General features: G+C 70.8%; 22 protein-coding genes. 10 read left to right on the top strand and 12 right to left on the bottom strand.

Translation table 11 applies throughout. The features are described from left to right. Positions 1 to 173: 173 nt before the first annotated feature. Positions 174 to 1,463, top strand: a complete 1,290-nt coding sequence (locus tag ACH4SP_RS35125; RefSeq protein ID WP_398421231.1) for an SDR family oxidoreductase — start codon at positions 174 to 176, stop codon at positions 1,461 to 1,463. Between the two features lie 100 nt (positions 1,464 to 1,563). Here ACH4SP_RS35125 and ACH4SP_RS35120 read toward each other — a convergent pair whose 3' ends face one another. The 5 genes from ACH4SP_RS35120 to leuA all read right to left on the bottom strand — a co-directional run bounded on the left by ACH4SP_RS35120 (position 1,564) and on the right by leuA (position 7,653). Then, a complete protein-coding gene (locus ACH4SP_RS35120) occupies positions 1,564 to 2,490 on the bottom strand; it encodes a chitosanase (RefSeq protein ID WP_398421148.1) in 927 nt (308 codons plus the stop codon). Positions 2,491 to 3,133: 643 nt separating this feature from the next. After that, complete coding sequence (locus ACH4SP_RS35115; protein WP_398421146.1) at positions 3,134 to 4,111, bottom strand: acyl-ACP desaturase; 978 nt, start codon at positions 4,109 to 4,111, stop codon at positions 3,134 to 3,136. A 122-nt stretch (positions 4,112 to 4,233) separates the two neighbouring features. Further along, complete coding sequence (ddaH, locus tag ACH4SP_RS35110; protein ID WP_398421144.1) at positions 4,234 to 5,013, bottom strand: dimethylargininase; 780 nt, start codon at positions 5,011 to 5,013, stop codon at positions 4,234 to 4,236. 109 nt (positions 5,014 to 5,122) lie between these two features. Next, entirely contained in the window at positions 5,123 to 5,950 is an 828-nt protein-coding gene (locus tag ACH4SP_RS35105; RefSeq protein WP_398421142.1) for an ABC transporter ATP-binding protein, read from the bottom strand. Next, complete coding sequence (gene leuA / locus ACH4SP_RS35100) at positions 5,947 to 7,653, bottom strand: 2-isopropylmalate synthase (protein ID WP_398421230.1); 1,707 nt, start codon at positions 7,651 to 7,653, stop codon at positions 5,947 to 5,949. Before leuA ends, ACH4SP_RS35105 begins: the two co-directional genes overlap by 4 nt. A gap of 219 nt (positions 7,654 to 7,872) precedes the next feature. On the opposite strand from leuA, the gene ACH4SP_RS35095 reads away from it, so the two are divergent. Further along, positions 7,873 to 8,562, top strand: a complete 690-nt coding sequence (locus tag ACH4SP_RS35095) for a FadR/GntR family transcriptional regulator (RefSeq protein WP_398421140.1) — start codon at positions 7,873 to 7,875, stop codon at positions 8,560 to 8,562. A 124-nt stretch (positions 8,563 to 8,686) separates the two neighbouring features. On the opposite strand, the gene ACH4SP_RS35090 is transcribed toward ACH4SP_RS35095, so the two are convergent. The 5 genes from ACH4SP_RS35090 to ACH4SP_RS35070 form a co-directional block, all read right to left on the bottom strand. After that, entirely contained in the window at positions 8,687 to 10,969 is a 2,283-nt protein-coding gene (locus ACH4SP_RS35090) for an excinuclease ABC subunit UvrA (protein WP_398421138.1), read from the bottom strand. Positions 10,970 to 11,012: 43 nt separating this feature from the next. Next, complete coding sequence (locus ACH4SP_RS35085; protein ID WP_398421228.1) at positions 11,013 to 12,650, bottom strand: ABC-F family ATP-binding cassette domain-containing protein; 1,638 nt, start codon at positions 12,648 to 12,650, stop codon at positions 11,013 to 11,015. Between the two features lie 398 nt (positions 12,651 to 13,048). After that, positions 13,049 to 13,459 carry an SsgA family sporulation/cell division regulator gene (locus tag ACH4SP_RS35080; protein ID WP_398421136.1) on the bottom strand — a complete coding sequence of 137 codons (411 nt, stop codon included), beginning with the start codon at positions 13,457 to 13,459 and terminating at the stop codon, positions 13,049 to 13,051. Positions 13,460 to 13,618: 159 nt separating this feature from the next. Continuing rightward, positions 13,619 to 14,077: a (4Fe-4S)-binding protein gene (locus tag ACH4SP_RS35075; protein ID WP_398421134.1), complete on the bottom strand. Its 459-nt coding sequence runs from the start codon at positions 14,075 to 14,077 to the stop codon at positions 13,619 to 13,621. Positions 14,078 to 14,094: 17 nt separating this feature from the next. Continuing rightward, positions 14,095 to 14,403 carry a GNAT family N-acetyltransferase gene (locus ACH4SP_RS35070; protein WP_398421132.1) on the bottom strand — a complete coding sequence of 103 codons (309 nt, stop codon included), beginning with the start codon at positions 14,401 to 14,403 and terminating at the stop codon, positions 14,095 to 14,097. Positions 14,404 to 14,562: 159 nt separating this feature from the next. On the opposite strand from ACH4SP_RS35070, the gene ACH4SP_RS35065 reads away from it, so the two are divergent. Beyond that, positions 14,563 to 15,666 carry a WD40/YVTN/BNR-like repeat-containing protein gene (locus tag ACH4SP_RS35065; protein WP_398421130.1) on the top strand — a complete coding sequence of 368 codons (1,104 nt, stop codon included), beginning with the start codon at positions 14,563 to 14,565 and terminating at the stop codon, positions 15,664 to 15,666. Positions 15,667 to 15,908: 242 nt separating this feature from the next. Here the strand turns inward: ACH4SP_RS35065 and ACH4SP_RS35060 are convergent, their stop codons facing one another. After that, on the bottom strand, positions 15,909 to 16,208 hold the full coding sequence (locus ACH4SP_RS35060) for a YciI family protein (RefSeq protein ID WP_398421128.1): 300 nt from the start codon (positions 16,206 to 16,208) through the stop codon (positions 15,909 to 15,911). A 74-nt stretch (positions 16,209 to 16,282) separates the two neighbouring features. Here ACH4SP_RS35060 and ACH4SP_RS35055 point away from each other — a divergent pair, with 74 nt between their 5' ends. Both ACH4SP_RS35055 and mmpA read left to right on the top strand, forming a co-directional pair. After that, positions 16,283 to 16,993 (top strand): endonuclease V, encoded by a 711-nt coding sequence (locus tag ACH4SP_RS35055; RefSeq protein ID WP_398421126.1) that lies wholly within the window; start codon positions 16,283 to 16,285, stop codon positions 16,991 to 16,993. Positions 16,994 to 17,044: 51 nt separating this feature from the next. Then, on the top strand, positions 17,045 to 17,218 hold the full coding sequence (gene mmpA, locus ACH4SP_RS35050) for a morphogenic membrane protein MmpA (protein WP_398421124.1): 174 nt from the start codon (positions 17,045 to 17,047) through the stop codon (positions 17,216 to 17,218). A 53-nt stretch (positions 17,219 to 17,271) separates the two neighbouring features. Here the strand turns inward: mmpA and ACH4SP_RS35045 are convergent, their stop codons facing one another. Next, complete coding sequence (locus ACH4SP_RS35045) at positions 17,272 to 18,444, bottom strand: saccharopine dehydrogenase family protein (RefSeq protein ID WP_398421123.1); 1,173 nt, start codon at positions 18,442 to 18,444, stop codon at positions 17,272 to 17,274. Positions 18,445 to 18,587: 143 nt separating this feature from the next. Here ACH4SP_RS35045 and ACH4SP_RS35040 point away from each other — a divergent pair, with 143 nt between their 5' ends. Genes ACH4SP_RS35040 through ACH4SP_RS35020 form a run of 5 tightly spaced genes read left to right on the top strand, consistent with a single transcriptional unit; the run spans position 18,588 to position 25,424 of the window. Then, positions 18,588 to 19,763 (top strand): CaiB/BaiF CoA transferase family protein, encoded by a 1,176-nt coding sequence (locus tag ACH4SP_RS35040; RefSeq protein ID WP_398421121.1) that lies wholly within the window; start codon positions 18,588 to 18,590, stop codon positions 19,761 to 19,763. After that, complete coding sequence (locus ACH4SP_RS35035) at positions 19,763 to 20,788, top strand: LLM class F420-dependent oxidoreductase (RefSeq protein ID WP_398421119.1); 1,026 nt, start codon at positions 19,763 to 19,765, stop codon at positions 20,786 to 20,788. The genes ACH4SP_RS35040 and ACH4SP_RS35035 overlap by 1 nt, the downstream gene beginning before the upstream one ends. Before the next feature lie 14 nt (positions 20,789 to 20,802). After that, positions 20,803 to 21,945: an acyl-CoA dehydrogenase family protein gene (locus tag ACH4SP_RS35030; RefSeq protein WP_398421117.1), complete on the top strand. Its 1,143-nt coding sequence runs from the start codon at positions 20,803 to 20,805 to the stop codon at positions 21,943 to 21,945. 46 nt (positions 21,946 to 21,991) lie between these two features. Then, the gene (locus ACH4SP_RS35025) at positions 21,992 to 23,206 is read left to right on the top strand and encodes an acetyl-CoA C-acetyltransferase (protein WP_398421115.1); all 1,215 of its coding nucleotides are present in this window, start codon (positions 21,992 to 21,994) and stop codon (positions 23,204 to 23,206) included. Between the two features lie 43 nt (positions 23,207 to 23,249). Continuing rightward, the gene (locus ACH4SP_RS35020) at positions 23,250 to 25,424 is read left to right on the top strand and encodes a 3-hydroxyacyl-CoA dehydrogenase NAD-binding domain-containing protein (RefSeq protein WP_398421113.1); all 2,175 of its coding nucleotides are present in this window, start codon (positions 23,250 to 23,252) and stop codon (positions 25,422 to 25,424) included. Positions 25,425 to 25,445: the final 21 nt, after the last annotated feature.

Here is a 25,445-nt window from a genome sequence, read left to right as displayed (position 1 = left end):
ACCTGGGAAGTTCGTACGGGGGCGGGGAGCACATGCAGCACACGGCCGACGGGGCGCACGGTCCGACACCTCCGATGCCGGAGGCGCGCGGGCCGAAGACGGAAGCACACGGGCCGATACCGGAAGCGTCCCGCGACGCGATCTCCGACGAGGAGATCGCCGCCTTCGACCGCATGGTCGCGAAGCTGCGTACCCTCCCCGTCGACGACCCTGTCCGGCTGCGTACCGAGCAGGTCGCCGGAACGTACGTCCGCGAAGGCCGGCACCGCCGGCGCAAGGCCCGCAAGCAGGCCGACAAGCTGGCCGACGACGCGACCGCGGCCGCCACCACGACCGGGGCCGCCGACCGGCGCGAGGACGCCCCGCTGGCACGGCCCGGAAAGCCCGGCGCCTTCGTCCGCCCGCGCCGCTGCTACGTCTGCAAGCAGCCCTACCGGCTGGTCGACGCCTTCTACCACGCGCTCTGCCCGGACTGTGCCGCCGACAACGCCGCCCGCCGCGCCCTGACCACCGACCTCTCCGGGCGGCGCGTTCTGCTCACCGGCGGCCGGGTCAAGATCGGTTTCCAGCTCGCCCTGATGATGCTCCGCGACGGTGCCGAACTCCTGGTCACCTCTCGCTTCCCGCACGACACGCTGTCCCGTTTCCGGGCCGCGCAGGGCAGCGAGAAGTGGCTCGACCGGCTCATCGTCGTCGCCGTCGACCTGCGCGATCCGCGTCAAGTGCTCGGTCTGTGCGAGCAGTTGAGGGACGCGGGCGAACCGCTGGACATCCTGGTGAACAACGCGGCCCAGACGGTGCGCCGTCCGCCCGAGTCCTATGCCGTGCTGGCGGCGGGGGAGCGCGGGGCGCTGCCCGCCGAGGTGCTCCGGGCCCCCGGGTACGCGCCGATGAGCGCCGAACTCTCCCCGGCGCGCGGTGCGTTGGCCCTCGTACTGCCCGAAGAGACGGACGAGGCAGGGCTGTTGGCCGACCTTGCCCCCGCGAACTCCTGGTCGGCCCGGCTCGGCTCCGTCGACCCGGCCGAGCTCCTGGAGACCCAGCTCGTCAATGCCCTCGCCCCCGCCCTGCTCTGCGACCGGCTGCTCCCGCTGCTGCTCGCCTCGCCGCGGCCGCGCCGGTACGTGATCAACGTGACGGCGGTCGAAGGGCGGTTCGCCGTACGGAACAAGACCGGCGGCCACCCGCACACCAACATGGCCAAGGCGGCCCTCAACATGCTCACCCGCACCAGCGCCGCCGAGCTCGCCGTCCAGGGCGTCCACATGTGCAGCGTCGACACGGGCTGGATCACCGACGAGAACCCGGCACCCCTCAAGGCGCGGATTGCGGCGCGCGGCCGCCGCACCCCGCTCGACATCGTGGACGGGGCGGCCAGGGTGTACGACCCGATCGTCCGGGGCGAGGCCGGCCACCCGGTGTCGGGGGTCTTCCTGAAGGACTACCGGGAGGCGGAGTGGTGACACCCGGGTGACACCCGGTGGTCGGGCCTTCGTCAGCAGGTGATGCCGGAGCAGGTGCTGCCGGTGCGGGACGGCGGTGCGGGACGGCAGGTGGTGCGGGTCAGCCGGTGATGCGGAAGGGCTCCTCGTACATCTTCCACTCCAGCGGGGGCTTCAGGTCCATGTTGTTCTTCTGGAGGAAGACCTTCTGGGCGGTGTCGATGCGGGACGTGTCGTTGAGCTTCTTCTTCGTCCGGAGCACCTCGCGCGTCTCGTGCAGGAACGCGTTCAGGTAGTCCTTCTCGGCCTTCTTCTTGTCCTTGGCCTCCGTCTCGGAGGGCGCCTTGGCCTTCTTGCGGGCCAGGTCGCGGATGCCGTAGAAGCCGCGCGGGTCGATGCCGGGGCCGTGCAGCACCATCGCGTCGTAGTAGATGAACTGGCCGAGCGTGCCCAGACCGTCCATCTTGGCGAGGTCGACCGCGGGCTTGAAGTAGTACTTGTCGCGGGCGTCGTCCTGCGCCTTGATGAAGTCGGGCTCCTTCGCCGCCTGCTTCCACGCCTTGGTGAAGCCGGGGTCGAGACCCTTGTGCGAGGCGGTGCCGTCGACCTCCTCCAGCGCGGGGATGAACACCGCGAGGGGGTTGTCCGGGTGGGACTTGGTGTAGTCCTGGATCAGCTGGAGCATGTCGTGCGTGCCCGAGGTGAAGCCGATGACACCGGCGGTGTAACCGTTGCCGTCGCCGACGTCGCGGATCGACGAGTACTGGCCGCGCCAGTTGGTCGTCGAGTTCTCCGCGGTGGAGATGATCTGCGCGGCCATCTCCTTGGCGGCGGGTGCCGCGAGACCGGGCGGCAGCTTGGCTATCACCTCCTGGTCGGTCTTGGGCTTCTTTGCCTCGGGGGCCGAGTCGGCCTCACCGGACGCTTCCGCGTTCTCGTACGGGTCGACATAGATCGGGTCGTCCCCCTTGGGGCTGCCGCCGAACACTGCGGTGGCAACGATGGCGACCGGGGCGCCGATGAGGACTAGACGGGTGAGAGGTTTCACGCCCGACAGATTACGTGGCGCGGCACGGCCTCTGCGCCGAGATCCCCCTCCGAATCACTACGGCTCTCCTCGCCCGGCAGGCACAATCGCCACATGTCCTCCACCGGGGCGAGCCGGACCGGTCGGCTCCGCGATGCGCTCGACCCGCTGCCGCACCCCGCCCGGATGCATCAATGTGCCCTGGTCGTAAGGGAGTTGGCGGTGGAGGGTGGGCTGAGGCCGCTCCTGGAGGGGCTCGCCGGGCGCGGCCCGTACGGGCGCGGCCCCGCCTCCGTCGCGGCCTCGGCGGGCCGGGGCGCGAAGTGGATCACTGCCCGCCTCGGCGACCCGGATCGTTACGTGCGCGGGCGGCGGACCGTGCTCGCCGACCCGGCTCGGCGAATCGGTCCGCGCCGCCGAGGCCGAGGCCGAGCGCCCGACCGCGGACGGCGGCCCTTGCGCCGGACTGTCGGCGCCGGCCCTCACGCGCGTGCGGAGTGCGTACGTCCTGGCCGGCCCCGTGGCGGGCCCGCGTGGCCGCTCTGCGCGACCACCCGGATCCGGACCTCCGGGGCGCGGCGCCCGAGAGGGAGATTCCCACCGGGTAGGCGGGGAGATTCCCACCGAGTAGGCGGGTGTCGCAGCCCGTCCCGCTGCGGAGCCCCTACGCCCCGGCCGCCCGCGCCGCCTTCCGCGCCAGCCGTGCCGCCAGCTTCTCGTCGAACTTCGTCGCCTCCGAGTCCAGCCCGCCCATGTAGAGCCCCAGCTCCTCCTGGGCCCTCAGGCCCTCGGGGCCGAGCCCGTCGATGTCGAGGACCTTGAGGAAGCGCAGCACCGGCTGGATCACGTCGTCGTGGTGGATCCGGATGTTGTAGACCCCGCCGATCGCCATCTGCGCCGCGGCCCGCTCGAAGCCCGGCATGCCGTGTCCCGGCATCCGGAAGTTCACGACCACGTCCCGCACGGCCTGCATGGTCAGGTCGGGGGCGAGCTGGAAGGCGGCGCCCAGCAGGTTCCGGTAGAAGACCATGTGCAGGTTCTCGTCCGTGGCGATCCGCGCCAGCATCCGGTCGCAGACCGGGTCGCCGGACTGGTGGCCGGTGTTCCGGTGCGAGATCCGGGTCGCCAGCTCCTGGAAGGCGACGTACGCCACCGAGTGGAGCATCGAGTGCCGGTTGTCGGACTCGAAGCCCTCGCTCATGTGCTGCATCCGGAACTGCTCCAGCTTGTCCGGGTCCACCGCCCGCGAGGCGAGCAGGTAGTCGCGCATCACGATGCCGTGCCGGCCCTCCTCGGCGGTCCAGCGGTGCACCCAGGTGCCCCACGCGCCGTCCCGGCCGAACAGGGACGCGATCTCGTGGTGGTAGCTCGGGAGGTTGTCCTCGGTCAGCAGGTTCACGACGAGCGCGATCTTGCCGATCTCCGTGACCTTGGACTGCTCGGGCTCCCAGGCCTGGCCGTCCTCGAAGAAGCCGGGGAAGTTCCGGCCGTCCGACCAGGGCACGTACTCGTGCGGCATCCAGTCCTTGGTGACCTTCAGGTGGCGGTTGAGTTCCTTTTCCACCACCTCTTCCAGCGCGAACAGCAGCTTGGCGTCGGTCCACGCCTCCGAGCTGCCGAGGTGGGGAGAGGTGATCGTCACGGGTACTCCAGGGGGATGGGGACGAGGCGGTTACCTACGGCTTCGTAGGTTACGAGACCGTAGGTTAAGCGCGGTGTGAGCGCGGAGCCAAGTCCCCTTCCGTTCCGTCCCGCTACCTACCGTTATGTATGCAGGTCACGCAGGCGCACCGAGAGACAAGTCACGCAGCCCTCCAGCTTTTCGAACTCGCTGATGTCCACCGGAACGGGTACGAGGCCGAGATCCGCGAACAGCTCCGCCGACTTCGGCGCGCTCGCCGCCATCAGGACCGTGTTCCCGTCCAGCACGACGACATGCGCGCCCGCCTCCTCCGGCACGGAGAGGAAGCGCGGAAACGCCGTCACGCTGTCCACCAGCGGCTCGTACCCCACGACCGTCCCGTCCGGCAGCGCCGTCACGGCCGACTTCAGATGCAGCACCCGGCTCACCGGCACCACCACGACCTGCGCCCCGAGCGGCTCGAACGCCGCCCGCAGCTGCCGGACCCCCTCCGCGTTGGTCCGCCCGCCCCGCCCCACGTACACGGTGGAGCCGACCTTCAGCACGTCCCCGCCGTCCAGCGTCCCCGGCCCCCGCACCCGGTTCACCGAACACCCGAGCCGCTCCGCCAGCACCGACTCCACGGCTGCCGTCTCCGGGCGCCGGGACGCCGCCCCCGACCGGCCCATCAGCGCGACATTGCGGAACATCACCACCGAGTCCTCGACGAACACCCCGTCCGGGCAGCCGTCGGCCGGTTCCACCTCCACCGTCTCCCAGCCGTGCGCCCGCAGTACCCCGACGTACGACTCCCACTGCGCGTGGGCCAACTCCACGTCCACCGGCGTCCGTTCGAGATGCGTCACCAGCCCCTCGGCGAGACGCGGGCTCGGGCGGCGGACCAGGGCTTTCCTGCTGGGCATGCGATTTCTCCGATACGTGTACGTACGTCGACGAAACGGGCCTGGTGCACATGCGAACGGGCCCGCCGCTCGAACGTATCGAACGACGGGCCCGCCCCAGCGGCACAACTCAGAGCAGGACCCGGCTCCTTCGCGTCCGCACGCTCCACCTGCCTTCGTCCCGCGTCAGCCGGACCGGGCGCGCGAAGCAGTCGCCCACCAGCTCGCTCGTCAGGGAATCGGCGACGGGTCCGGACGCCAGGCACTTCCCGTCGCGCAGCAGCATCGCGTGCGTCGTCCCGGCGGGCAGCTCCTCCAGGTGGTGGGTGACCAGGACCGACGCCAGTTCCGGGTGTGCGTCGCCCAACGCGTCGAGCCGGTCCACGAGTTGCTCGCGTCCCGCCACGTCGAGACCCGTCGCGGGCTCGTCGAGCAGCAGCAGGCGCGGGCTGGGCATCAGTGCCCGCGCGACCAGCGTCCGGCCCCGCTCGCCCTGCGACAGCGTCGGCCAGCGCGCCTCGCTCCGTGTCTCCAGGCCGAGGAGTGCGATCAGCCGGTCGGCCTCCTTCACCTGGACATCGGTCGGAGTCCAACGGGGCACCGGTTCGACGGAGTTGGTGAGGCCCGTCAGTACGACGTCCCGCACCCGCAGCGGCGAGCGCAGCGGGTGGCGCGGGTCGACATGGCCGACGTACGTCCGCAGCTGGCGCAGGTCGATCCTGCCGAGCTCGTGCCCCAGGACCTCGACGCTGCCGTGTGTCGGATGGGCCAGCGCGCCGAGCAGCTTCAACAGGGTGGTCTTTCCCGCCCCGTTGGCCCCGAGCAGTGCCCAGTGCTCGCCGGGGCGGACGGTCAGCGAGATGCCGTCCAGCAGCAGACGGCCGTCCCGGACGAAATCCACGGAACGCACCCGCAGGACCTCGGAGGAATCAGGTCCGCCGGGCTCATGCTCCGTCATTTGTGCACCGTCCACTGCCTGTTGACGGCAGACAGCACTGCCCGAATTGTCGCCGTCAGCACCGAGGTGTCCTGCCCCGCACCCCACCACACGGCCCCGTCGATCCGGCACTCCGCGTACGCCACGGCCGGGCTGCCGGGGCCGCTGCCGGTGGAGTGCTCGGCGTATCCGAGGATGTCGACCTCGACGCCCGCCTCCGCGAGGGCTGCGGTGAAGGCGGCGACGGGTCCGTTCCCGGAACCCTTGAAGCAGGTCGGCGGTGCGCCGTCGAAGCCGATGTCGCACACCAAATCGTGCCTGCCAGGACCGACTTCGGCCGTCTCCCACCACGGCACGGACACGGCCCCGGCGACCCCGGGGGAGAGGTACGTCGCACGGAACAGCTCCCACAGCTCCTCCGTGCTCGCCTCCCGCCCGCTGTCGTCGGTGGCCCGCTGCACCGCCTTCGAGAAGTCGGGCCGCATCCCGCGCGGCAGGTCGACTCCGTGACCGGCCTGCAGCAGGTACGCGATGCCGCCCTTGCCGGACTGGCTGTTGACCCGGATCACCGCCTCGTACGACCGCCCGATGTCGGCCGGATCGATCGGCAAGTACGGTACGGACCACGGCAGTTCGGATTCCGGGACGCCCTCGGCCGCGGCCCGCCGGGAGTGCTCGGCCAGCCCTTTGCTGATGGCGTCCTGGTGGGTGCCGGAGAACGCGGTGTGCACGAGGTCGCCGGCGTACGGGTGGCGGACCGGGACCGGCAGCCGGTTGCAGTGCTCGACCACCTCCCGTACCGCGTCGATGTCGGAGAGGTCGACGCCCGGATCGACGCCCTGGGTGTGCAGGTTGAGGGCGAGCGTGACCAGGTCGACGTTGCCGGTGCGCTCGCCGTTGCCGAACAGGCAGCCCTCGACGCGCTGCGCCCCCGCCAGCACGGCGAGTTCGGCACAGGCCACGCCCGTACCGCGGTCGTTGTGCGGGTGCACGGAGAGGATCACCGAGTCGCGTCGCGCCAAGTGCCGGTGCATGTACTCGATCTGATCGGCGTACACGTTCGGGGTGGCGATCTCGACCGTGGCCGGGAGGTTGTGGACGACCGGGCGGTCGGGGGAGGCGTCCCACAGTTCGGAGAGCCCGTTGCAGACCTCCAGGACGAAGTCCGGCTCGGTGAGGTTGAAGACCTCGGGCGAGAACTGGAACCGGATGTCGGCGCCGGGCCGCTGTTCCGCGAGCCGCAGCACATCCGTCGCGCCCTCCCGGATCAGCGCGTGGACCTCGGCCCTGGACCGGCCCAGGACGGTGTCGCGCCAGGTCGGAGCGGTGGCCGTGTAGAGGTGGACGACCGTGTGCGGCAGCCCCTCGACCGACTCGAAGGTGCGCTCGATGAGGTCGCGGCGGGCCGGTGTGAAGACCACCGTGGTCACGTCGTCGGGCACGGCGCCGCTGGTCGCCAGGTGTCGTACGAAATCGAAGTCGGTGCGGCTCGCGGACGGGTAGCCGATCTCGATCTCCTTGTAGCCCATGGCGACGAGCAGATCGAAGAGCTTGCGCTTGCGGCCGGTGTCCATCGGTTCGGCCAGGGCCTGGTTGCCGTCGCGCAGATCGACCGGAACCCACAGCGGGGCCCGCTCGATGCGGCGGGTGGGCCAGGAACGGTCGGCGTCGGCCAGCGGTACACAAACGCGCTCGTGGGCCGGACGATAGCGGTGGGACGGCATGGGACTGGGCTGTTGCGGATTCCAGGTGTGCACGGTCACGCTCACGGTCGGGAGATTCCTTCGGTCGTCCAGGTCGGCCGACCGGCAGCACGGCACCCCGCGGCGGGGTGCCGGTCGTTCAGGCCCCGCCGCGGCAACCGAGAAGAAGAAGCCCGCGAAATCGCATGGCGGCTACACTAACCACACTCAAGTCCTCAGACAACCTGACAGGTGAAATCCATGACGCTCGGCGCCCTCCGCCCAACCCCCTTGGTGGAACAGGCCATTGCGCAGCTGCGCGCGCAGATCACCGGGGGCCACTGGCCGGTCGGCACCAAGATCCCCGGCGAGACGACCCTCGCCAAGACCCTGGGTGTCGGCCGCTCCACCGTCCGCGAGGCGCTGCGCGCCCTGTCCGAGGCAGGGCTGCTGCGGGCCCGCCAGGGCTCCGGCGTCTTCGTCATCGCCACCGAACCCGAGGAGGACTGGCCGACCCGCCTGCGCAGGGCTGCGATCACCGATGTGTACGAGGTGCGGATGCTGGTCGAGGTCCAGGCGGCCGGGCTCGCCGCCGAACGCCGCACCGAGGACGACGTCACCGCGCTCCGGGCGGCCATGGCGGCACGGCGTGCGGCGGTGGGCGGGGGAGACGCCGCATTCGTCGACGCGGACATCGCCCTGCACGCCGTGGTCGTCGACGCCGCGCACAACCCCGTCCTCAGCTCGCTGTTCGCGGAGTTCCGCCCGGTGCTGCGGGCCGGATTGATCGACATGGTCGAACTGACCGGGCTGCGCACGCAGGACCGAGGCTGCGGGGAGGCGGGTCATGAGGAGCTGGTGGAAGCGGTGGTGCGGGGGGATGCCGACGCCGCCGGGAGCGCCCTCCAGGCCGAACTGGAGGGCACGCAGGCCCGGCTTCGGGCGCTCTAGCGCTCTAGCGCTCCGCTGGATGTGCCGCGAGGTGCCGTTGTTCAGCTGCGGCGCCGTCGTGGCTGGTCGCGCCCGCGCGGCGGAGCCGCAGATCCAGTACGGCCCCGCGCCCCTATGGGGGGCGTCAGTGGGCCGTCGGGGAGTGGAGGTGTTGGCGCAAGTGCTCTGCGGTGAATGATTTCTGATGTTGCATCAGGTCGCTCGGTGTTCCCTCGAACATGACCTCGCCACCGTGCTTCCCGCCGTCGGGGCCCAGGTCGATCACCCAGTCCGCACGCTTGACCACGTCCAGGTTGTGCTCGACGCAGATCACCGAGTTCCCGGCGTCCACCAGCCGGTCGAGCAGCGCCACCAGGGTGTCGACGTCAGCCATGTGCAGCCCCGTCGTCGGCTCGTCCAGGACGTAGACGCTGCCCGTCCGGTGCAGTCGGGTGGCCAGCTTGATGCGCTGCCGCTCGCCGCCGGACAGCGAGCTCAACGGCTGACCGAGGGTCAGATAGCCAAGGCCGACCTCGTGCAGGGTCGCCAGCTTCCCCACGATCAACGGATCTTCGAAGAATGCGAGAGCCCGCGCCACCGGCATCTCCAGCACGTCCACGATCGACATCCCGTCCACCCGGTGCTCCAGCACCTCGTCCTGGAAGCGCCGGCCCTCGCACACCGGGCACACCGTCGTCACCGGGTCCATGAAGGCGAGGTCGGTGCAGAGAATGCCCCGGCCGGAACAACTCCCGCACGCACCGGCCGAGTTGAAGGAGAAGAGGGACACGTCCACCCCGTTCTCCCTGGCGAACGTCCGGCGGATCACGTCCATGACGCCGACGTACGTCGCCGGGGTGGACCGCGACGACACCCCGATCGCCCCCTGGTCGATGACGATCGCCTCCGGGTGCGCGGCGGTGAACACCTCCGACACCAGCGTCGACTTTCCCGAGCCCGCCACCCCCGTCACCACCGTGAGCACCCCGGTCGGGAAGGCGGTGTCGACGCCCTTGAGGTTGTGCAGGTCGGCCCCGGTGACCGGCAGCCACCCGGTGGGGGAGCGGAACGCCTCCTTGAGCGGGGTGCGCCGGCGCAGACACCGCCCGGTCGGGGTGTCCGCCGCGCGCAGCCGGTCCACAGGACCCTCGAAGACGACGAGACCGCCGTCCGTGCCCGCGCCGGGGCCGATGTCCACCACATGGTCGGCGATGGCCATCACGTCCGGGTCGTGCTCCACCACCAGCACCGTGTTGCCCTTGTCCCGCAGACGCACCAGCAGATCGTTCAGCCGCCCCACGTCCCGCGGGTGCAGGCCCACGCTCGGTTCGTCGAAGATGTACGTCAGCCCGGTCAGCGAACTCCCCAGGTGCCGCACCATCTTGAGCCGCTGGCCCTCGCCGCCGGACAGCGTCGTGGTCTCCCGGTCCAGGCTCAGATACCCGAGCCCGATCCCCACCAGGCGCTCAAGCCGCTCCCGCGCGGCGGCCGCGATCGGTGCCGCCACCGGGTCGTCGATCCGGCCCAGCACCTGCACCAGGTCGACGACCTCCATGGAGACGTAGTCCCGTACCGAGAGACCGTCGATCCTGGACTTCAGGGCGGCCTCGTTCAGCCGTGCCCCCGCGCAGCTCCCGCATACGCCCTCGACGGTCAACTCGGCAGCCGCCTCACGCGACTTGGCGGACAGGGAGCCGGTGTCCCGCTTCAGGAAGAGCCGCTCGAAGCGGTTGACCAGCCCCTCGGAGTCCACCTCCACCGTGCCGGACCTCATCCGCAGCGCCACCTTGGTGCCGTCCGCGCCCCGCGCCCCGTACAGTAGCCGGGCACGCTCCTCGGGTCCGTACTCGCACAGCGGCTTGTCCGGGTCGAAGAGGTCGCTGTGGGCGTAGAGCTTCCACTGCCAGCTGCCCACGGACGAGCCCGGCACCCGCAGTGCGCCGCCGTTGAGCGACTTCGACCAGTCGATCGCCCGGTCGAGGTCGAGACGGACCGTACGGCCGACCCCGTCGCAGGTGGTGCACATGCCGCTGGGGTCGTTGAACGAGTACGCCGTCGCGGGCCCGGCGCTCGGGACCCCGTACCGGGAGAACAGCACCCGGATCACCGAGTAGATGTCGGTCATCGTGCCGACGGTGGAGCGGACGTTGCCGCCGATCGGCTTCTGGTCGACGACGATCGCCACCGACAGGTCGTCGATCGCGTCCACCAGCGGCCGTTCGTACTTCGGCAGCCGGTTGCGGAGGAACCAGGTGAAGGTCTCGTTGAGCTGGCGCTGCGACTCGACCGCGATGGTGTCGAAGACGACGGAGGACTTGCCGGAGCCCGAAACGCCGGTGAAGACGGTGATCCTGCCTTTGGGGAGGGCGAGGGAGACATCCCGGAGGTTGTTCTCCCGCGCGCCCGTGACCACGATGTTCGATGCCATGACATCGACGGTAGAAGCGATACCAGACACCTCCTGTCGGGTATTAGCCCACGTTCTCGACCTCCGTCGACTCCTCTTCGGCCTCCGCGGAAGGCTCCGGCTCCGCCCCCAGAACCAGCCGCCGCGTGATGCCGATCGACTCCAGGAACGGCTCGTCGTGGCTCGCCACGATCAGCGCCCCCTCGTACGCCTGCAGCGCCTCGGTCAGCTGCCGCACGCTCGCCATGTCGAGGTTGTTCGTCGGCTCGTCCAGCATCAGCAGCTGCGGCGCGGGATCCGCGAGCAGCAGCGCCGCCAGGGTCGCCCGGAAGCGCTCGCCGCCCGACAGGGTGCCCACCGCCTGGTCCGCCTTGGCGCCCTTGAACAGGAAGCGCGCCAGCCGCGCCCTGATCAGGTTGTTCGTCGCCGAAGGCGCGAGCAGCGCCACGTTCTGCGCGACGGTCAGGGAGTCGTCCAGGACGTCGAGCCGCTGCGGCAGGAAACGCGTCGTGACCTTCGTCTCCACCAGTCCCGACACCGGCTCAAGCTGCCCGGCGACCGTGCGCAGCAGGGTGGTCTTGCCCGCCCCGTTGCGCCCGGTCAGCGCGACCCGCTCGGGTCCGCGCAGCTCGAACTCCCCGTCCAGGCGCGCCCCGTACGGCATTTCCAGGTTCCGTACGTACAGCACCTCGCGCCCGGGATGGACCGTGGTGTACGGCAGCTCGATGCGGACCTCCGCGTCCTCGCGCACCAACTCCTCGGCCTCGCCGAGCCGTTCGCGCGCCTCCTTCAGCCGCTCGGTGTGCATGATCCGGTGCTTGCCCGCCGACTCCTGGGCGGCGCGCTTGCGCAGTCCCATCACGATCTTCGGCTCGCGCTTCTGGTCGTTCATCTTCTGCCCGTACTTCTTGCGCTTCGCCAACTTGATCCGGGCCTCGGACAGTTCGCGCTTCTGCTTCTGCACATCGGCCTCGGCGACGCGCACCATGCGTGTCGCGGCCTCCTGCTCGACGGCCAGCGCCGCCTCGTACTCGGAGAAGGTCCCGCCGTACCAGCGGACCTCGCCGTCGCGCAGATCGGCGATCTGGTCGACCCGCTCCAGGAGCTCCCGGTCGTGACTGACCAGGACGAGCACTCCGGACCAGGCCGACACGGCGTCGTACAGCCGCTGTCGGGCATACAGGTCGAGGTTGTTCGTCGGCTCGTCGAGCAGCAGTACGTCGGGCCGGCGCAGCAGCAGGGCGGCCAGCCGCAGCAGTACGGACTCACCGCCGGACACCTCTCCGATGGTGCGGTCCAGACCGATGTGGCCGAGGCCGAGCTCGCCGAGCGTGGCCAGTGCGCGCTCCTCCACGTCCCAGTCGTCGCCGATCGCGGTGAAGTTCTCCTCGCTGGCGTCCCCGGCCTCGATGGCGTGCAGCGCGGCGCGCTTGTCGGCGATCTCCAGGGCCTCGTCGACGCGCAGGCCGGTGTCGAGCACCAGGTTCTGCGGCAGGTACCCGATGCTGCCCGCGGCCTTCACCTTGCCGCCGGTCGGGGCGAGCTCCCCGGCGAAGAGCTTCAGCAGGGTCGACTTCCCCGATCCGTTGACCCCGATGAGGCCGGTGCGGCCGGGTCCCACGGCGATCTGGAAGTCCTCGAACACGGGGGTGCCGTCGGGCCAGGCGAAGGAGAGGGCGGTGCAGGTGAGCGACGTGCTCAGGGGCTGTGCAGAGGGGTGGGTAGACATAAGGGCCTCCAGGTTGCGGTGAGTGGTTCTTGGGCAACTGGTGGAGACACCGAAGACGTGCGGACCTCGCGTCAGGGCGATGACACTCGTGTCAGGGCAATGACGGCGGAGAAGAGAAGCCCCGAGCGGCAGAAGACGGCTCGAACGCCGAGGTCGCACACGGCACGCGGAAAGTCGCAGACCACTCATGGGTGGCTGCCTCGCGGCACGGTGTCCCGGACCTCAGACGAGCAACGTCCTTCTCCATTCGACGACAACAGGGCGAGAGGAACGTTACGCCCGCCGATCCGACGGACGCAAATGTTTTTCGATCTTCTGTCGGCGCGGAGTGCGGGGTGCGGAGCCCGGGGTGCGGAGCCCGGCCCCGCCCCTCAGCTGCTGAGCAGCTGCACCAGGTCCTGGTCGACGTCCAGGAACCGGTGCTCGGTCCCCTGCGGCACCAGCTCCTGCGTCTGGCGCAGGAAGCGCCGCAGCTCGGAGGTCCTGATGTGCACCATCGCCACCCCCTCCGCGGCATGCAGCTCCAGCACGGTCCGCCCGAATCCGTACGGCCGCAGCTGTACGTCACCGACGCCGGCCTCCTCCTCAAGACCGGTGGCGAGCAGGTCCCGGGCGAAGGTCCACACCACCTCGATGCCCTCCAGGGTCGCCGGGGGAGGGAAGGTCATGTGGACGGCGAAGGGGTCCGTGCGGTCGTAGCTCAGCGTCGCGGGGACGTTCTCCAGCTGCGGCGCGGTAGAGATCAGACGGGCCTGCACGGCCTGCTCGATGACGGTGGACAAGGCCAGCACCTCTCATGCTCGGTGGATGCGTCCTGCCGCCCCGGAAGACGTAGGAACGCGCGATTCCGTGCACACGAACCGGGCGTGAGCTGCATCACCCGGCTCGGGCCGCACTCACGTCGAGCCGCGGACACCTGCGTGTTCGCAGCACGGCGCGTCCTACCCGGCCCCGCACTCGGTGCCCGAGTGGTCGCAGTACGGCTGGTTCCCGCTGGCACCGCAGCCACACAGGATCACCCGTGTCTCATGGTGCGGACCGTGTGAACCGTCGACCCTCAGTTCTCCCCGGAGCAGCAACTGGCCCGCCGCATTGCGGACGACCACCGTCGGGCTCTCGCCGGTCTCGGCCGGCCCGTCCCGCAGCCGGTACTGCAGGGCGCCGCTCGGGCAGCGTCCGATCACCTCGGAGACCCGCTCGGGCGGGGCGGCGTCCGGGGCGATCCAGGGACGCTTCTTCAGATCGAAGACCTCCGGGAGGCCCCGTACGCACTCGGCCGCGTGCAGACAACGACCGGGGTCGAAGGTCACGTCGACCTGCTCGCCCGGGTACTCCTTGACCTTCGGCCGTTCGCTGCTGTCACTGTCCTTCGGCCGTTCGCCGCTGTCGCTCGTGTTCATGGCCGGGCTCCCCGCCGTCAGTCCGTGACCGAGCTGCGGGCCTGGTAGAGCAGGTCCTGGTACTCCGGGTGGCGCTGGATCCAGCCCGAGTAGAACGGGCAGACCGCCAGCACCCGCAGCCCCGAGGCCCGCGCCTCGTCCAGCGACTGCCGGACGAGCGAGGCGCCGACGCCCTTCCCCTCGAAGTCGGGTACGACCTCGGTGTGCACGAAGGCGACGAGTTCGGGCGTACGGATGTACTGAGAGATGCCCGCCGTGCGGTCCGATCCGTCCACCCGGGCCTCGTAGCGGCCCGCGTCCTGCGCGTCGATGATCTCGACTGCCATCCCGTCGCCTCCTCGGCTCTGGACCCACCGGGCCCATCATCGGGGCCCACGGTCTGTGCCCACCATAGGAACGGGTGACCCTGGCCGCACTCTGGACGACAGCAGTCCGGTCCGCTAGCTTCCAGCGCCATGAGGGGTATGGGGAAGACGAGACGTGTGATGGCCGTGGGACTGAGCGCGGGGGCGGTGGCGGCGGCACTGGGCGCGGCTCCGGCACAGGCGGCGGGATCAGTGCCGATTGCCGCGCCGGTCGCGGTGCCGGTTCCGGCCGAGGGGAGTGCGCACACTCCTTCCGGGTGGCGGCTCAAGGACACAGGCGTGACGGACGTACGTTTCCGGGGCCTCGCGGCGGTGAACCGGCACACCGCGTGGGTGGCCGGCTCCAAGGGCACCGTGCTGCGCACCGCCGACGGGGGCCGCAGCTGGGCGAACGTGTCGCCGCCCGGAGCGGGCGAACTGGAGTTCCGGGACATCGAGGCGTTCGACGGGCGGCGCGCGGTGGTGCTCGCCATCGGCGAGGGCGAGGCGTCCCGGACGTACCGCACGGAGGACGCCGGGCGGACCTGGAAGGAGACCTTCCGCAACCCCGACCCCAAGGCCTTCTACGACTGCCTGACCTTCTTCGACCGGCGCAACGGTCTCGCGATGAGCGACCCGGTCGACGGCAAGTACCGCATCCTGTCCACCGCGGACGGCGGCAAGTCCTGGAAGGTCCTCCCGGACAAGGGGATGCCGGAGGCGCTGCCCGGCGAGGCCGGATTCGCGGCGAGCGGGCAGTGTCTGGTCAGCAACGGGCCGCGGGACGTGTGGCTGGCCACGGGCGGGGCCTCGCGGGGCCGGGTGCTGCACTCGGCGGACCGCGGTCTGACCTGGCGGGCGACGGACCTCTCGATCCCGGCGGGGGATCCGGCGCGGGGCGTCTTCGGAGTCGCCTTCCGGGACCGTACGCACGGGATCGCGGTCGGCGGCGACTACCGGGCGGGGCAGGCGTCGCCGGACGCGGCGGCGATCACGGCCGACGGCGGTCGGACGTGGCAACGGTCCACGACTCCGCCGACGGAGTACCGCTCCGGTGTCGCCTGGCTGCCGCACAGCCGGTCGGTGGCCCTCTCCGTCGGCCCGACGGGCACGGACGTGACGCTGAACGCGGGGCGCTCGTGGCGGAAGATCGACGCCGGCTCGTACGACACGGTGAACTGCGCGGCGGACTTCGGGTGCTGGGCGTCCGGAGAGAAGGGCCGCGTGGCACGGCTGGAGTTCTGAGGGGGTGACGGGTCCGCCGGGGCGGGCGCGTGGTCTTCGTGCGGCTGCGTCGTGGCTGGCCGCAGGGCCGGTGGGCGTTGTGCGGGTGCGTCGTGGCTGATCGCGCAGTTCCCCGCGCCCCTAACTGCCTGCCCCCTTAGCCCCCTAGCCCTCTTGGGCAGCGGGGCCGCCCCCCGGGGGCGGGACGGGTGGGCAAGGGGGCGGCCCCCAACTGCGGCACGCCCCACCCCGACCGCACGCGCCTAAGCGACCGGTGCTTGCCGGTAAGGAGCCAGCCCCTCCGCCGTCTTCGTCGCCACGAACTCCGTGATCCGGTACTCACACACCCCACCCAGGGTGAACGGGTCCGACGCCGCCAGCACCTCGATCTCCGCCCGCGACCCCGCGACCGCCAGGATCACCCCGCCGTCCCGCGGCTGCTTCCGGCCGGAGGCCAGGAAGACCCCCGCCGCGTACTGCGCGTCCAGCCACGCCACGTGATCGGTCATCAGCGCGTCCACCTGCTCGACGGGCGCGGTATAGGTCAACTCAAGTACGAACATGATCGCCAGCGTACCGACCGCGCCAGCCCCTCCACACACCACTGTCAGACCCACGTCCTACAGTGGCGAACACGATGAACCACACGCCCCACACCACCCCGACGGACGAGGCCGCCGCCCGCGCCGTCCAGGACGAACTCCGCACCAGGGTCGTCCTGGACGAGCCGGGACCGCCGCCAGGCACCGGCCACGTCACCGGTGTCGACGTCGCGTACGACGACGCCCGTGACCTCGTCGTCGCCGCTGCCGTCGTCCTCGACGCCGAGACCCTCGCGGTGGTGGAGGAGACCACGGCCACCGGACGGGTCGCGTTCCCCTACGTACCGGGCCTGTTGGCGTTCCGCGAGATGCCGACGGTGCTGGCCGCCCTCGGCAGGCTCCGCACGGACCCCGGCCTGATCGTCTGCGACGGGTACGGACTGGCCCACCCGCGCCGCTTCGGACTGGCCAGCCACCTCGGCGTACTGACCGGGCTCCCCACCCTCGGCGTCGCGAAGAACCCCTTCACGTTCGTGTACGAGCAACCGGGCCTGCGGCGTGGGGACTCCTCGCCCCTCCGCGACGAGGCCGACGGCACGGAGGTCGGCCGCGCCCTGCGCACCCAGGCAGGCGTGAAGCCCGTCTTCGTGTCCGTCGGCCACCGAGTCACCCTCGACAACGCGTGTGCGCACACGCTGCGACTGGCCGCCGCCTTCCGCCAGCCGGAGACCACCCGCCGCGCGGACTCGCTGTGCAGACGGGCCCTGGCGGAGGCGACGGCCGAGGCCGATGCAACAGGCACGTAACCGAGTAGGCGTACGAATGATGAAAGCAAACTTTCGGGACAGGGTGATCACATGAGCATGAACATGAGCGCACGCACCACGCCCGCAGGCCCCGACTACTTCGAGTCCGTCACCGTCCACCGGGCGGGCCGACGGATGGCGGTGACCGTGCTCGTCGGCGTGCTGGCGATGCTGGGCTGGACCGGCGGCATGATCTACACGATCTCGGGCTGGATATCCGGCTGACCAGCGAACACCCAGCGGTCCGCGAACCCCCAGCGGTCCGCGGACACTCTCGATCAGCGGACGGCCGCCACCCGGAACCGGATTCCCGCTTCCCGCAGCCGCTCCAGCAGCGCATCGCCCATCGCCACCGTCGACGTCACCTGCCCCGCCGTCCCGGGCAGTTCGTCGAAGGCGAGGCAGAGCAGTGACTCCGCGAGGATCTTCGCCGTTTCGCCGTACCCGGGGTCGCCGCCCGACACCTCGGTGAACACCCGCCGTCCGCCGCCCTCCCCGACGAACCGCACGGTGAACCAGCTCCGCTCCCGCCGCGCCTCGTCAGGACCGGTACCCGGCGCGACCAGCGCACCCAGCCGCCGCCGCACCGCCGGCACCTGGGCCGCCGCCACCACCGAGCCCGCCGCGAGCGCCCCGCCCACCGCGACCGGCAGCCACTTCACCGCTGCGAAGTGCCGGTAGCGGAAGTCGGGCCCGTACCGCTCCAGCGCCGCCGCCGACCGTTCCACCACCTGCGCGTCGATGGTCGGCAGGGGGACTGCCCAGGCGGCCAGTTCGCCGCTGCGGTGCGGTACGCCGAGCGGGGCCCGTACCCGGCGCCCCTCCGGCCGGGGTTCCGCCGCACGCCGCTGCTGCGCCGCCCGTAGCATCTGCCGCCCGCGCCCCATCGCCCCCAGCGCCGAGGCGAACGTACCCCCGGAGAAGCGCGCCCCGGTCGTCACGTATCCGTCGACCCGCAGCGGCACGCCCTCCGGCAGCTGACGCACCGTGAAGTACGCACCCAGGTCGTGCGGTACGGAGTCGAAGCCGCACGCGTGCACCATCCGGGACCCGCTCCGCCGGGCCACCCCGTCGTACGCCACGTACATCCGGTCCAGGAACTCCGGCTCCCCGCACAGGTCCGCGTAGTCCGTGCCCGCCTCCGCGCACGCCGCGACCAGGCCCTCCCCGTACTGCAGGTAGGGGCCGACCGTCGTCGCCAACACCCTTGTGCTGCGGGCGAGTTCGCGGAGCGACGCCGGGTCGTCGGAGTCCGCGCGCAGCAGCGGCAGTTCGGCGCAGGCCGGGTCGATCTTGCTCAGTCGCTCCCGCAGCCGCTCCAGCTTGGCGGGCGAGCGGCCGGCGAGAGCCCAGCGGCAGCCCGCCGGAGCGTGTGCGGCCAGGTACTCCGCCGTCAGTTCGCCCACGAAGCCGGTCGCTCCGAAGAGCACGATGTCGTACGGACGCGGCATGCGGTTCCTCCAGTCGTCGGGTGCAGCTCGGGAAAGGTAGGCGAAAGACTAAGCGCTTGCTCGGCCAAGGGGCTTGTGCAGAGTGGAACACGTTCTTAGCATCACTGCTGTTACATCAGTTGTGTCACAGTGCTGGGGGCTTGATGGCAAGGACAGCAGGCACGGACAACGGGGCCCCGCGGGGACCCCTCGCCGGAGTGCGCGTGGTGGAGCTGGCCGGCATCGGCCCCGGCCCGTTCGCCGCGATGTGCCTCGCGGACCTGGGCGCCGATGTCGTACGGGTGGACCGGCCGGGCGGCGCGGGGCTCGGCGTCGACCCCGCGCACGACCTCACCAACCGCAACAAGCGCTCCGTCCTCGTCAACCTCAAGGATCCGGCGGGGCCGGGACAGGTCCTCGACCTCGTCGAGCGCGCCGACATCCTCATCGAGGGCTACCGCCCCGGCGTCGCCGAACGCCTCGGCGTCGGCCCCGACGCCTGCCTCGCCCGCAACCCGAAGCTGGTCTACGGGCGGATGACCGGCTGGGGCCAGGAGGGGCCGCTCGCCCAGCGGGCCGGACACGACATCTCGTACCTCGCTCTCACCGGCACTCTCGGCATGATCGGCAAGCCGGACGAGCCGCCGACCGTCCCCGTCAACCTGGTCGGCGACTACGCGGGCGGCTCGCTCTACCTGGTCATCGGCCTCCTCGCCGCGCTCCAGCACGCCCGTACGCCCGAGGGTGCGGGCCAGGTCGTCGACGCGGCGATCGTGGACGGCGCCAGCCACCTCGCGACCATGCTGCACGCCATGCTCGCGGCCGGCGGCTGGCAGGACCGGCGCGGCTCGAACCTCCTCGACGGGGGCTGCCCGTTCTACGGGACGTACGAGACCTCCGACGGGCAGCACATGGCGGTGGGGGCGCTGGAGCCGCAGTTCTACGCGGAGTTCACCGAACTGCTCGGCATCACCGGCACCGCACCCGAGCGCGGCGACCTCGCCCGCTGGGGCGACCTGCGCGAGACCATCGCCGCCCGCTTCAAGGAGCGCACCCGTCAGGAGTGGACGGCGGTCTTCGAGGCGTCCGACGCCTGCGTGGCGCCGGTGCTCTCCATGCGCGAGGCCCCGCACCACCCGCACCTCGCGGCCCGCTCCACGTACGTCGAGCACGACGGCGTCATCCAGCCCGCACCCGCACCGCGCTTCTCCGGAACCCCTGGCGGGATCCACCGGGGGCCCGCGCTGCCGGGCGCCGACACGGCCGATGTGGCCGACGAGTGGGGCGTACCGAGCCTCGCGAAGGGGCACCCGGACGGAACAGAGGGAGAGGTCAACTGATGGAGATCTCCGTCCCGTTGAGCTACGCGGCCGATCCCCGCGAGGCCTGCGACCAGGTCGCCGAACTGGAGTCCGCCGGGCTCGACGCCGTCTGGGTGGCCGAGGCGTACGGCTTCGACTCGCCCACGGTCATGGGCTATCTGGCCGCCCGTACGACCCGGATGAAGATCGGCGCGGGCATCCTCAACGTCTACTCGCGCACCCCCGCCCTCATCGCCCAGACCGCCGCCGGACTCGACGCGATCTCCGGCGGGCGGGCGCTCCTCGGCCTCGGCGCGTCAGGACCGCAGGTCGTCGAGGGCTGGCACGGCAAGCCGTACGACAAGCCCCTCGGCCGCACCCGCGAGACGGTCGAGCTGTGCCGCCGGATCTGGCGGCGCGAGGTCATCGACCACCACGGCATCACCGACATGCCGCTCCCGAAGGAGAAGGGCGGCAGGCTCGGCAAGCCGCTGAAGATCCTCACCCGCCCGGTGCGCGACAACATCCCGGTGTACGTGGCCTCGCTCGGCCCCGCCAACGTGCGGCTCACCGCCGAGATCGCCGACGGCTGGCTGCCCACCCTCTTCCTGCCCGAGAAGGCGGACCGGGTGTGGGGCAGCGCCCTCGCGCAGGGCGCGGCGCACCGCGACCCCGCCCTCGGCCCGCTGGAAACCGTCGCCGGCGGACTCCTGGCCATCGGCGAGGACGCCGCGGCCGCACGGGACTTGGCGCGCCCGCAGATCGCCCTGTACGTCGGCGGGATGGGGGCGAAGGGGAAGAACTTCTACAACGACCTCGCCGTCGCCTACGGCTACGAGGAGGAGGCCGCCAGGATCCAGGACCTCTACCTCGCGGGCCGGAAGAAGGAGGCGGAGGCCGCCGTCCCCGACGAGTTCTGCGAGCTCATGTCGCTGTGCGGGCCGGAGAGTTACGTCCGGGAGCGCGTCGAGGCGTTCCGGGCGGCGGGCGTCACCATGCTCAACGTCGTTCCGGTCGGCCGGGAACCGGCCAGGCTCATCGAGACCGTGAAGAACTGGCTGTAGGGGACTGAGGATTGATGAAGCGTCAGATATTCAACGCGGAGCACGAGGCCTTCCGTGAGACCGTCCGCACCTTCCTCACCAAGGAGGTCCTGCCGCACTACGAGCAGTGGGAGAAGGACGGCATCGTCAGCCGCGACGCCTGGCTCGCCGCCGGACGGCAGGGACTCCTCGGCCTCGCCGTGCCCGAGGAGTACGGGGGCGGCGGCAACGCCGACTTCGTCTACAGCGCCGTACTGGCCGAGGAGTTCACCCGGGCGGGGGCGGCCGGACTCGCGGTCGGACTGCACAACGACATCATCGGCCCGTACCTCACCGGCCTCGCCACCGAAGAGCAGAAGCGGCGCTGGCTGCCCGGCTTCTGCTCCGGCGAGACGATCACCGCCATCGCGATGACGGAGCCGGGCGCGGGCTCGGACCTCCAGGGGATCCGTACCTCCGCCGAGGACAAGGGCGACCACTGGCTGCTCAACGGCTCCAAGACGTTCATCTCCAACGGGATCCTCGCCGACCTGGTGATCGTCGTCGCGAAGACCACCCCGGAGGGCGGCGCGCACGGCCTCTCCCTGCTGGTCGTCGAGCGCGGCGCGGAGGGCTTCGAACGGGGCCGGAACCTCGACAAGATCGGCCAGAAGGCGCAGGACACGGCCGAGCTCTTCTTCCACGACGTGAAGGTTCCCAAGCAGAATCTCCTGGGTGAACTCAACGGCGCGTTCGTCCACCTGATGACCAACCTCGCCCAGGAACGCATGGGCATCGCGGTCGCCGGGATCGCCGCCGCCGAGCACCTCCTGGAGATCACCACGACCTACGTCAAGGAGCGCGAGGCGTTCGGCCGGCCGCTGGCCAAGCTCCAGCACATCCGCTTCGAGATCGCCGAGATGGCCACCGAGTGCGCCGTCACCCGGACGTTCCTCGACCGCTGCATCGTCGATCACAGGGACGGGGAACTCGACGCGGTCCACGCCTCCATGGCCAAGTGGTGGGCCACCGAACTGCAGAAGCGCGTCGCCGACCGGTGCCTCCAGCTGCACGGCGGCTACGGGTACATGACCGAGTACCGGGTCGCCAAGGCCTTCACGGACGGCCGCATCCAGACGATCTACGGCGGCACGACCGAGATCATGAAGGAAATCATCGGCCGCTCGCTCCTCGGCTAGCACCACCCCTCCCCTCTTTGAAAGCTCTTCCTGAAAGGCAAGTGTCTTGACTACCGAAGCGTTTGTGTTCGACGCGATCCGCACCCCGCGCGGACGCGGCAAGGCCAACGGGGCCCTGCACGGCACCAAGCCGATCGACCTCGTCGTCGGCCTCATCCACGAGGTCAGGAACCGCTTCCCGGACCTCGACCCGGCAGCCATCGACGACATCGTCCTCGGCGTCGTCGGCCCGGTCGGCGACCAGGGCTCCGACATCGCCCGCACCGCCGCGATCGCCGCCGGACTCCCCGACAGCGTCGCGGGCGTCCAGGAGAACCGCTTCTGTGCCTCCGGCCTCGAAGCCGTCAACCTGGCCGCCATGAAGATCCGTTCGGGCTGGGAGGACCTGGTCCTGGCGGGCGGCGTCGAGTCGATGTCGCGCGTCCCGATGGGCTCCGACGGCGGCGCCTGGTTCAACGACCCGATGACCAACTTCGAGAACGGCTTCGTCCCCCAGGGCATCGGCGCCGACCTCATCGCCACCATCGAGGGCTTCTCGCGCCGCGACGTCGACGAGTACGCCGCGCTCTCCCAGGAGCGGGCCGCCGCAGCCTGGAAGGACGGCCGCTTCCACCGCTCCGTCGTCCCCGTCCGCGACCGCAACGGCCTGCTGGTCCTCGACCACGACGAGCACATGCGCCCCGGCACCACCGCCGACTCGCTCGCCGCCCTCAAGCCCTCCTTCGCCGCGATCGGCGACATGGGCGGCTTCGACGCGGTGGCGCTCCAGAAGTACCACTGGGTGGAATCGATCAACCACGTCCACCACGCGGGCAACTCCTCCGGCATCGTCGACGGCGCCGCCCTCGTCGCCCTCGGCACCAAGGAGGCCGGCGAACGCCACGGGCTCACTCCTCGCGCCCGTATCGTCTCGGCCGCCGTCTCCGGGTCCGAGCCGACCATCATGCTCACCGGCCCGGCCCCCGCCACCCGCAAGGCACTCGCCAAGGCGGGCCTGACCATCGACGACATCGACCTCGTCGAGATCAACGAGGCGTTCGCGGGCGTCGTGCTGCGCTTCGCCAAGGACATGGGCCTCTCCCTCGACAAGATCAACGTCAACGGCGGCGCCATCGCCATGGGCCACCCGCTGGGCGCCACCGGCGCGATGATCCTCGGCACCCTCGTCGACGAGCTGGAGCGCCAGGACAAGCGCTACGGCCTCGCCACACTGTGCGTCGGCGGCGGCATGGGCGTCGCCACCGTCGTCGAGCGCGTCTGACCCGTCTCGTCCCCGCCACCCCTTCTTACGGAGAAGCCAGAACATGAGCGAGCCCACCACCATCCGCTGGGAACAGGACGAGACCGGCGTCGTCACCCTCGTCCTCGACGACCCCAACCAGTCCGCGAACACCATGAACGCCGCCTTCAAGGCCTCCATCGCTGCGGTCGCCGACCGCGCCGAGGCCGAGAAGGACTCCATCCGGGGCATCATCTACACCTCCGCGAAGAAGACCTTCTTCGCGGGCGGCGACCTCAAGGACATGATCAAGGTCGGCCCGGAGAACGCCCAGCAGGCCTTCGACACCGGCACCGCGATCAAGAACTCGCTGCGCCGCATCGAGACCCTCGGCAAGCCCGTCGTCGCCGCCGTCAACGGGGCGGCCCTGGGCGGCGGTTACGAGATCGCGCTCGCCTCCCACCACCGCATCGCGCTCGACGCGCCGGGCTCCAAGATCGGCCTCCCCGAGGTCACCCTCGGCCTGCTCCCGGCGGGCGGCGGCGTCACCCGTACCGTACGGCTCATGGGCATCGCCGACGCCCTCCTGAAGGTGCTCCTCCAGGGCACCCAGTACAGCCCGCAGCGCGCCCTGGAGAACGGGCTCGTCCACGAGATCGCGGCGACGCGCGAGGAGATGCTGGCCAAGGCGCGCGCCTTCATCGACGCCCACCCCGAGTCGCAGCAGCCCTGGGACGTCAAGGGTTACAAGATCCCCGGCGGCACCCCGTCCAACCCGCGCTTCGCCGCGAACCTCCCGGCGTTCCCCGCGAACCTCAAGAAGCAGACGGGCGGCGCCAACTACCCCGCCCCGCGCAACATCCTCGCCGCCGCCGTCGAAGGCTCGCAGGTCGACTTCGACACCGCGCTGACCATCGAGGCCCGCTACTTCACCGAGCTGGTGACGGGCCAGGTCGCCAAGAACATGATCCAGGCGTTCTTCTTCGACCTCCAGGCCGTCAACTCCGGCGCGAACCGCCCGAAGGGCATCGAGCCGCGCAAGGTCCGCAAGGTCGCCGTCCTCGGCGCGGGCATGATGGGCGCCGGAATCGCGTACTCCTGCGCCCGCGCCGGCATCGAGGTCGTCCTGAAGGACGTCACCCCGGAGGCCGCCGCCAAGGGCAAGGCGTACTCGGAGAAGCTCCTCGCGAAGGCGCTGAGCCGCGGCCGTACCACCGAGGCCAAGCGGGACGAACTCCTCGCCCGCATCACCCCCACCGCCGACCCCGCCGACCTGGCGGGCTGCGACGCGGTGATCGAGGCGGTCTTCGAGGACACCGGCCTCAAGCACAAGGTGTTCCAGGAGATCCAGGGCGTCGTCGAGCCCGACGCGCTCCTGTGCTCCAACACCTCCACCCTGCCCATCACCGGTCTCGCGGAGGGCGTCTCGCGCCCCGTCGACTTCATCGGACTGCACTTCTTCTCGCCGGTCGACAAGATGCCGCTTGTCGAGATCATCAAGGGCGACCGGACCGGCGACGAGGCCCTGGCCCGCGCCTTCGACCTGGTCCGGCAGATCAAGAAGACGCCGATCGTCGTCAACGACAGCCGCGGCTTCTTCACCTCGCGCGTCATCGGCCACTTCATCAACGAGGGCGTCGCGATGGTCGGCGAGGGCATCGAACCCGCCTCGATCGAGCAGGCCGCCGCCCAGGCCGGCTACCCGGCGAAGGTCCTCTCGCTCATGGACGAGCTGACCCTCACCCTGCCGCGCAAGATCCGCAACGAGACGAAGAAGGCGGTGGAGGAAGCGGGCGGCGTCTGGCCAGGTCACCCCTCGGACGCGGTCATCGACCGGATGGTGGACGAGTTCGGTCGCCCCGGCCGCAGCGGTGGCGGCGGCTTCTACGAGTACGGGGAGGACGGCAAGCGGACGCGCCTGTGGCCGGGGCTGCGCGAGCACTTCGGCAGGCAGGGCGTCGAGATCCCCTTCGTCGACATGCAGGAGCGGATGCTCTTCTCCGAGGCCATCGACACGGTCCGGCTCTTCGAGGAGGGCGTACTGACGTCCGTCGCCGACGCCAACATCGGCTCCATCATGGGCATCGGCTTCCCGGCCTGGACGGGCGGCGTCATCCAGTACATCAACGGTTACGAGGGCGGCCTGCCCGGCTTCGTGGCTCGCGCCCGCGAGCTGGCGGCGACGTACGGCGAGCGGTTCGAGCCGACGGCGCTGCTGGTCGAGAAGGCCGAGAAGGGCGAGAAGTTCAGCGACGGCTGAGCCGGTCGGTGGTGCCGGGTC

This window comes from Streptomyces sp. NPDC021093 (assembly GCF_044333135.1).
GTDB lineage: Bacteria > Actinomycetota > Actinomycetes > Streptomycetales > Streptomycetaceae > Streptomyces.
This window is presented reverse-complemented; position numbering and strand designations above follow the sequence as displayed.